Source organism: Bradyrhizobium sp. UFLA01-814 (assembly GCF_046718885.1).
GTDB classification, from domain to species: Bacteria; Pseudomonadota; Alphaproteobacteria; order Rhizobiales; family Xanthobacteraceae; genus Bradyrhizobium; species Bradyrhizobium elkanii.
The window spans coordinates 1-3,541 of sequence record NZ_JAQOSR010000330.1 but is presented as its reverse complement, the minus strand read 5'-3'; the positions used below and the strand labels follow the sequence as shown (position 1 = coordinate 3,541).

Here is a 3,541-nt window from a genome sequence, read left to right as displayed (position 1 = left end):
ACATGCAGAGGGGCTTCTGTGCCGGCCTCGTCGCCAGCGAAGATGACGGCCTGCAATTTCCCCGGTCGATCATACAGATTCCAGGCCATGACCTCTTCGTCGTCGTCGACATGGGTGGATGGAATCGCGCCGACGGTCGGCTGTTGCTGCTCGATCCCCACGCCGCGGACGGCAAGCGCATTAAAGAAGCGATCGGTGGTCTGGAATACCCGTTCGGACTGGCGATCGGCCCGGACCACAAGGTCTATGCCTCGACCGCGGAGATGATCTTCCGCTTCGATCCGCTGGCGGCCAATCCTCGCAGCACGATGGAAGTTGTCATCCAGGGTCTGCCGGGCCGCAGAATAACCCTGCCGGATGGGACCAAGGTTGCCGAGAGCAGCCATGCGCTGAAGCATTTCATCTTCGACCGGCTGGGTCGGATATTCGTCAACATCGGCTCGCACAGCGACGATTGCATTACCCGGCCTCCGATCACGAGGCCTTGCCTGGCAGCTGAGGGAAGCTCGCCGCTTGCAGCGATCTGGATGTTCACGCCGCCGGCCGGGGGAGTCTTTCCGGCGTTGACGCCGAACGATCCAAACCCGCCGCGCGAAATCTATGCGCGCGGCTTGCGCAATTCGATGGCGCTTGCGGTGCATCAACGGTTCCCTGAACCCGGCTATGCCTTCCTTCAGGGCGAGAACGGCCGCGACTTGCAGGATGTGTTCAAGCCGAATGAGGAGATCAACGCGATCGAACAGGGCAAGCACTATGGCTGGCCCTACTGCTATGATCTCTCGACGGCGAGCCCGGAGTTCAAAGCCGTGCTGCAGGCCGGTCCCTACAAGAACCTCTGCAACAACACCGCACTTTATCGCCAACCCTATTCGCTGCTGCCCCCACACGGCGCGCCGCTCGGCATGCTCTATTACCACGGCGCCAAATTCCCGAATCTCGAGGGCAAGCTCGTAATCGGACTGCATGGTTACCGGCCGACCGGCAGCCGCGTGTTGATATACGACGTCGACGACCACGGCTTTCCCAAGCTCAGCCCGCCGCCGGTCCGCTACCAGGTAAGCTGCGCCTCCGAACCCACGCGCGCGTTCCAGGCCGACGATGGCCCGGTGAAGGCCGCGCCCTATCAAGAACTGATCTCGGGCTGGCACCGGGTAAATGGGGCGCGCCCGCGCGGCGCACCGGTCGGCATGACGGTCGCGAGCGACGGTGCAATCTGGCTCGTCGAAGACAAGAACAAGACGATCATCAGGCTTGACCGCGCGACCGGCGAGGTGCCGGTTCCCTTGCCTTGCGACATGCGCAGCCAGGCCCAGATCGACGAGCTGGTTCGCTTCGTCCAGCAGGACGCGCAGAAGAGCGGCTATCTCAGCTCGGTCCGCAGCAACCTCGTCGAAAAGCGCTGCGTCGGCTGTCACGCCGATTTCGGCATCAAGCGAGGCCAAAGCGACGCCGAGAAGGACGAGTCCGTGCTGCGCTTCATGCTCGGACAGGATGGCTGGATGTATCCGGGCGATCCGGATTCCGGGAAGTTGAGGATCCGCCTGCGCGGCATCGGCGCCGAGAAGTTGATGCCGCCCGGCGGCGAGAGCTTGCCCAAGACCGAACCCGGTTACCTCAAAGTGCTCAATTATGCCGACTATTTGGTCGGCAAAATGGTTCCAGGCACCCGCATGCGGATCAAGCCGGGGCGGCCGGAGCGGGAATTTTTCAGCAAGGATGGGAAGGTGTGTGGCGAAATCCCGACCACCAAGGTCGTGGTGGTGACACAAAAGGCCGCCACCGGTAAGCTCGGCTACAGCCGCTTCTACCGGCCGGCCGATCCGTTCCTCAATGGCGACTGCACCGACGCCGATGGCTATTACATCCAAAGCAATTTCCTGGTGCCTCTGCTGTGAGGTGTTGCTGGCGAACACTGCCGTCCTTGCCGATCTGAAACTGTTCCAGGCCAGGCAGATCACGCCGACCGACGAGTATACGTTCGGCATCGAGGGGCCTGCCGCAGACCTTGACGGCAACCTCTACGTCGTCAACCTTGGCAAGGCTGGCACGATCGGCAGGCTTGCCCCTGGCGACGCACGATCGGAGAAATTCGCCGACTTGCCCGACGGCAGTGTCGGCAATTCGATCCGCTTCGACCGCGACGGCAACATGTTCGTCGCCGACTACAAGAAGCACAATATTTTTGAGTTCAGGAAGGGCTCGCTTGCGCCCGCGAGCTGGTTTCACGCCGACCAGATGAACCAGCCCAACGACATCACGATTGCCCGGGACGGCACGATCTATGCCAGCGACCCGAACTGGAAGGGACGCAACGGCCGCATCTGGCAGATCGCGCGTGCTGCCGACGGGACGGGGCGTGGCGAGGTCATGACGGCGCCGCGTACCATGGGCACCACCAATGGCATCGATCTAAGCCCCGACGAACAGCGACTCTACGTCACGGAGTCCAACAGCGGGCAGGTGTGGTCCTACGCGATCAAAGGCGCCGAACTCACCGATGCCAAGCTGGTCAAGACCTTCGAGCCGGATACCGTCGACGGGCTTCGCACCGACGTCACCGGCAGGCTGTTCGTGGCGCGCATTCTCAGAGGTGCGATCGCCATCATGAAGACCGATGGCACTGTCGAACGGGAAGTCGCGCTTGTCGGCAAGGAGCCGACCAACCTCGCTTTCGGCGGCAACGACGGCAAGACCGTGTACGTCACGCAGCGGCAGGGCGGCTTCATCGAAGGCTTCCGCACCGACCGCGAAGGGCGCGAGCACTGCCTGCAGAGGCCTGACTGCTAGCCCCGGGCGGGCTGCAGGATGCAATCAATCACTTAGCTCAAAGTGGGACAAGCATTCGTCACAGTGTATTCCATCGTGTTTTTGGGTTGTTATCCCACCGCGCGACGTGGATTGGCCCGAGCGTCTTAAGAGAACGAAACAAAAAGCAATATGCAATTGTTGCGTCGCTGCCGGTCACCTCGATTGGACGCGGCTACACCGCTACTAAATTCTGTATATTCCGTTTGAATGGCAAACGGCATCTGCGACAAGACATGGAATTTGCTCGCGCCTTGTCTCCCCAAGAGTTTGCTCTCACTCTTGAGCAACGCCATTCGCCATTCCCGTACGAGTTGCTGCTCGAAGCTCCCTGGAAATTTAGCTACACACCGTCGCGTGGCTCACCTAGGCGCGAGGACCTTGTCGAGATCTGCTACGGAAAGTGAGCCGACAAGGAAATCACCACCTCGACCCGGCTGACCTGGATCACCCGCGTCTCCTGTGCCGCCCCTTCCGCCTGAACCTCCCCGACTGCCGTTTCCGCGACACCACGGACGAGCTTCCTGCCCGCCGGGTCCACCGTCGCCGCTCGCTCCTCCTTGGCCGCCTTGCCCACCAGAACCGCCACTTCCCGGACTTAGATCCGCTCGGACGAGGTGCGATATTACGGGGTAATTGTCAGATGTGGTTACTAGCGTCAGTGTACCACCATTACCTCCCAGTCCTGTCTCTTATACACATCTCCGAGCCCACGAGACTTAGGATATCATCTCGT

Annotated in this window: 3 protein-coding genes; 2 read left to right on the top strand and 1 reads right to left on the bottom strand. The window is 61.3% G+C overall.

Translation table 11 applies throughout. The features are described 5' to 3' along the window. Both PMN64_RS42455 and PMN64_RS42450 read left to right on the top strand, forming a co-directional pair. Nucleotides 1-1,895, top strand: a 1,895-nt coding sequence (locus PMN64_RS42455; RefSeq protein ID WP_411785061.1) for a PQQ-dependent sugar dehydrogenase, incomplete at its 5' end; no start/stop codon positions are given. Beyond that, nucleotides 1,852-2,787: an SMP-30/gluconolactonase/LRE family protein gene (locus PMN64_RS42450; RefSeq protein ID WP_411785060.1), complete on the top strand. Its 936-nt coding sequence runs from the start codon at nt 1,852-1,854 to the stop codon at nt 2,785-2,787. The genes PMN64_RS42455 and PMN64_RS42450, both read left to right, overlap by 44 nt. A gap of 412 nt (nt 2,788-3,199) precedes the next feature. Here the strand turns inward: PMN64_RS42450 and PMN64_RS42445 are convergent, their stop codons facing one another. Continuing rightward, nucleotides 3,200-3,382 (bottom strand): hypothetical protein, encoded by a 183-nt coding sequence (locus PMN64_RS42445; RefSeq protein ID WP_411785059.1) that lies wholly within the window; start codon nt 3,380-3,382, stop codon nt 3,200-3,202. Nucleotides 3,383-3,541 lie beyond the last annotated feature (159 nt).